Origin of the sequence: Endozoicomonas sp., assembly GCF_031844845.1 — a bacterium.
Lineage (GTDB): Bacteria > Pseudomonadota > Gammaproteobacteria > Pseudomonadales > Endozoicomonadaceae > Endozoicomonas.
The window spans coordinates 1-4,583 of sequence record NZ_JAVRMB020000080.1 but is presented as its reverse complement, the minus strand read 5'-3'; the positions used below and the strand labels follow the sequence as shown (position 1 = coordinate 4,583).

Below are 4,583 nucleotides of genomic sequence, written 5' to 3'. Positions count from 1 at the left end.
GAAAATACGTCCTTCAGGAATTTACTGGATGAGCTTCGCCAAAAGCAGGCATTGCATGAAATAAAGCTCTCTGTGAAACCCATCACAGAGGTAGCCCATGATCTTGGTTTTTCAGACTCTGCGAGTTTCTGTCGGGCCTTTAAACGCTGGACAGGTGAGACACCCTCACAGTACCGGAGAGTGAAGGAGTTATCTCATTAGGGGAAACCATTGGCGGTTCATGCCTCTTCCCTGAGGCCACTGGGCTCATTGGTACCAGCACATCACCCCAGGCTGCACAAAAGCCCTGTTGGCATATAAGCATTCAATTGCCCACTGGCCACCAGCTGCGATGCGTTTTGTATATCCGGGAAAAAATAACGGTCCTGATCGTAGAAGGGAACATCTTTCCTCACCGTTTTCATCACCGCCTGCAGCGTTCCAGAGGTTTTCCAGGGTTTACGCAGATCCACACCCTGTGCCGCCGCCAGCAATTCAATCCCCACTATTGCCGCGGTATTACTGTTCATCTCTCGTAGACGACGCGCACCGTATGTTGCCATGGAAACATGATCTTCCTGATTGGCAGAGGTGGGCAGACTGTCCGTTACTGAAGGGTGACAAAGACAGCGGTTCTCACTGGCCAGAGCAGCGGCGGTATTATGGGCAATCATAAAACCGGAGTTAACACCGCTGTTTTTTACCAGAAAAGCGGGTAAACCACTCAGGTGTTGATCCATCAGCAGTGCGATTCGACGCTCACTGATGGCGCCGATTTCCGAAATGGCCAGGGCCAGCGCTTCTGCCGCCATTCCCACCGGTTCGGCATGAAAGTTACCGCCGGAGATAATCTCATTATCTGCCGCAAACACCAGTGGGTTATCCGTCACGCCATTGGCTTCAATGCCCAGAATCCGTGCGGCGTGGCGCATCTGCTCCAGACAGGCCCCCATCACCTGGGGCTGGCATCTCAGGGAGTATGGATCCTGCACCTTGTCACAGTCCATATGAGCCTGCCCAATATCACTATGATCAAGCACGGAACGATAGGCATGGGCGGCATCAATCTGCCCCTGCAGCCCACGAGCCTCATGAATGCGAGGATCAAATGGACGACGACTGCCCATTGCTGCTTCAATGGCAAGGCTACCGGAAATCACTGCTGAAGCAAAAAGGTCTTCAGCACCAAACAACCCCTGCAGGGCAAATGCCAGACTTGCCTGAGTACCGTTTAATAAGGCCAGTCCTTCCTTGGGGGCCAGTTGCATGGGTTTCATACCTGCATGGGTCAGGGCTTCCAGGGCGGTCACCTGCTGCTGATCCACCATGGCATGGCCTTCACCCAGTAATAAGCAGCTCATATGGGCCAGTGGCGCAAGATCACCACTGGCTCCCACCGAGCCTTTCTCCGGTACACAGGGATACACGCCCTGGTTGATCAGCTTAATCAATGCCTCAATCAGTTCCAGCCTGACACCCGACATACCTCTGGCCAGACTGTTGACTTTCAGCACCATCATCAGCCGGATAGTGCTCTCCTCCATAAACTGACCGACACCTGCCGCATGAGAGAGCACAATACTTCTCTGCAACGCCTCCAGCTCCTTATCCGCAATCCGGGTACTGGCCAGCAGACCAAAGCCGGTGTTAATGCCATAGACGACACGGTTCTCGGCCAGTGCCTGGTTCACACAGGCGACACTGTCACTGATGGCCTGGTGGCAGGATGGATCCAGCTGAATCTGTACCTTACTCCGGCTGACTTTGCGCAAATCCGCCAAAGATAGTTGTCCGGGTGTAATCATTAACTTATTCATTGTGGCTTTCCTCCCGACTGCATGGGTAAATCCAGACCGTTGTCTTTCGCACACTGTCTGGCAATGTCATAACCGGCATCGGCATGACGCATAACACCGGTTCCCGGGTCGTTCCAGAGCACCCTGCCAAGCTTCTCTCTGGCTTCATCAGTACCATCAGCCACAACAACGACACCGGCATGCTGACTGTAACCAATACCGACCCCACCACCATGATGAATACTCACCCAGGTGGCTCCGGAAGCCGTATTCAGCAAGGCATTCAGCAGTGGCCAGTCTGATACCGCATCACTGCCATCTTTCATACCTTCGGTTTCGCGGTTGGGGCTGGCTACCGAGCCAGAATCCAGATGGTCACGGCCAATCACCACCGGCGCACTCAATTCGCCACTGGCCACCATGTCATTAAAGGCCTGACCAAGGCGAGCCCGGTCTTCCAGACCAACCCAGCAGATACGGGCAGGCAGCCCCTGAAAAGCAATTCGCTCCCGGGCCATATCCAGCCAGTTGTGAAGATGCGCATCATCGGGAATGAGTTCTTTGACCTTCTGGTCGGTTTTATAAATATCTTCAGGGTCACCAGACAATGCCACCCAGCGGAAAGGACCGATTCCCTGACAAAACAACGGACGGATATAGGCAGGCACAAATCCCGGAAAATCGAAGGCGTTTTCTACACCCACTTCTTTCGCCATCTGTCTTATATTGTTGCCGTAATCAACCGTAGCTGCCCCCTGCTGCTGTAAAGCCAACATGGCTTTTACCTGAACCGCCATGGACTCTCTGGCTGCTTTAATCACTGCCGCTTCATCCGCCTTACGCTGCTCACTGGCCTGTTCCAGAGTCCAGCCTTTGGGCAGGTAACCATTGAGCGGGTCATGGGCGGATGTCTGATCAGTCACAACATCCGGCGTAATATTGCGCCCGGCCAGTTCGGGGAAGATATCTGCAGCGTTACCCAGTAGCCCAACAGAGATTGCTTTACCTTCGGATTTAGCCTGCTCAATCATGGCAAGCGCTTCATCCAGCGTGGCGGCCTTTTTATCCAGATAATGGGTTTTCAGGCGAAAGTCGATCCGTGACTCATCCACTTCACAAGCCAGCATAGAGAAACCGGCCATGGTCGCCGCTAATGGTTGGGCTCCACCCATGCCCCCCAGGCCACCGGTGAGAATCCATTTTCCGGAAGCATCGCCATTGAAGTGCGCTTTGGCCATGGCAACAAACGTTTCATAAGTACCCTGAACAATCCCCTGGGAACCGATGTATATCCATGAACCTGCCGTCATCTGGCCATACATCATCAGCCCCAGCTTATCCAGTTCATGGAAGTGATCCCAGTTACCCCAGTAAGGCACAATATTGGAATTGGCAATCAACACTCTGGGCGCACCGCTATGGGTTTTGAACACCCCAACCGGCTTGCCAGACTGGACTAACAGGGTTTCATCCGTCTGCAGTCGTTTAAGTGTGGCAACAATCTGGTCGTAGCATTCCCAGTCTCTGGCGGCTCTGCCAATACCGCCGTAAACCACCAGACTTTCTGGATGCTCTGCCACTTCCGGATCCAGATTATTCATCAACATTCGCAGGGGGGCTTCTACCTGCCAGCTGCAGGTATTCAGCTCAGAACCTCTGGGAGCCCGGATGGATCGCTCAGGATCATATCGCCGGTCTTTCAGTTCTTGTTTGCTTTGGGGATGGCTTGCCATACTCACAACCTCTTTTTATGAATGGACAGTTTTGAAAAAAAGCATCAGGTAAACTGCAAATGGTCTCCCAGCCGATATCGGTCACCGGGGTGTATCAATCTGGCCAGACTGACGACACCGTTTCGACACCAGCTTCTTCTTGTAATTCTTAAGCACGGGGCAGCGGAATCCATACTCAAAGCGCTGGCAACCGGCTCCGAAGGCAATACCGCTTCAACGACATGTGTCGCTTCTGTCAGTGCCGCTACCCGGTTCAGATAAACATTGGGCGTTTCCCGGGAGAAATCCTGCTCCAGGTATTCAGGCGCAAAACGGGGGTTGATATGGCGCTCTTCCCACTGCAGTGGCAGGTCATTTTCATAGTGAACAATGATGGAATGAAAAACGGTAGCAGACTCCGGCAGCTCCAGAGATAGCGCCATCGCTTCTGACGCTTTTTCCGTTTCCAGCAACAGGACCCGGTTACTGTAACCATGCCCCCGCTCCCTGACCTCATCGGCAATATTCCGCACCGTCAGCATGGAGGACTGTGGTTCAGAATAAGCAACAAAAGTACCCAGCCCCTGCTGGCGCACCAGCACACCGGATGCCGTCAGCTCCTGCAACGCCTTTCTGGCCGTCATCCGACTGACCGAAAACTGCTGGCAGAGCTGATTTTCAGACGGCACCTTTTTGAACTCAGACCACTCGCCACGCTCAATCTTGTCCAGAATAAAGTGCTTTATCTGCTGATAACGGGGTAACACATTCTGATTCATAGTTTTAAAAACAGTGTTATAGAGCCTTTTATAGAATGACAGGTTGCCCTATCAATCTTATTGTATATAGTTGTATATACAACTTAACAATAAACCAATTCAAATAACTGTGCAAAGATACTGAGGAGGTTGTCGCGAAGGCGGGAATCCATCTTGAGCAGTGGATCCCCGCCTTCGAGGTTGTCGCAAAAGGTTGACCCTCCGTCTTTCCCGCGCAGGAGGCTGTCGCAAAACCCACCAGGAACCTCGTTCCCACGCTCTGCGTGGGAATGCATAGCCAACCGCAGGAATCGTGTCTGTGGTTGGGTCCTGGCGCT

At 52.9% G+C, this 4,583-nt stretch carries 4 protein-coding genes; 1 reads left to right on the top strand and 3 read right to left on the bottom strand.

Features of this window, described 5'->3' with window-relative positions; all coding sequences use genetic code 11:
* Positions 1-201: helix-turn-helix transcriptional regulator (locus tag RM811_RS03635; RefSeq protein WP_402520860.1), on the top strand; the 201-nt coding region annotated here is incomplete at its 5' end.
* A 62-nt stretch (positions 202-263) separates the two neighbouring features.
* Here the strand turns inward: RM811_RS03635 and hutH are convergent.
* The 3 genes from hutH to hutC are packed head-to-tail and all read right to left on the bottom strand — an operon-like array spanning position 264 to position 4,266.
* Positions 264-1,796, bottom strand: coding sequence for a histidine ammonia-lyase (hutH, locus tag RM811_RS03630; RefSeq protein ID WP_402520858.1), 1,533 nt, complete (start codon positions 1,794-1,796; stop codon positions 264-266).
* Complete coding sequence (gene hutU / locus RM811_RS03625) at positions 1,793-3,508, bottom strand: urocanate hydratase (RefSeq protein ID WP_402520856.1); 1,716 nt, start codon at positions 3,506-3,508, stop codon at positions 1,793-1,795. Before hutU ends, hutH begins: the two co-directional genes overlap by 4 nt.
* Positions 3,509-3,552: 44 nt before the next feature.
* Entirely contained in the window at positions 3,553-4,266 is a 714-nt protein-coding gene (gene hutC / locus RM811_RS03620; RefSeq protein WP_402520854.1) for a histidine utilization repressor, read from the bottom strand.
* Positions 4,267-4,583 lie beyond the last annotated feature (317 nt).

Excerpts from the sequence above, each read along its gene's own strand:
- hutU (WP_402520856.1), bottom strand. The coding sequence starts at position 3,508 with ATGGCAAGCCATCCCCAAAGCAAACAAGAACTGAAAGACCGGCGATAT.
- hutH (WP_402520858.1), bottom strand. The coding sequence starts at position 1,796 with ATGAATAAGTTAATGATTACACCCGGACAACTATCTTTGGCGGATTTG.
- hutC (WP_402520854.1), bottom strand. The coding sequence starts at position 4,266 with ATGAATCAGAATGTGTTACCCCGTTATCAGCAGATAAAGCACTTTATT.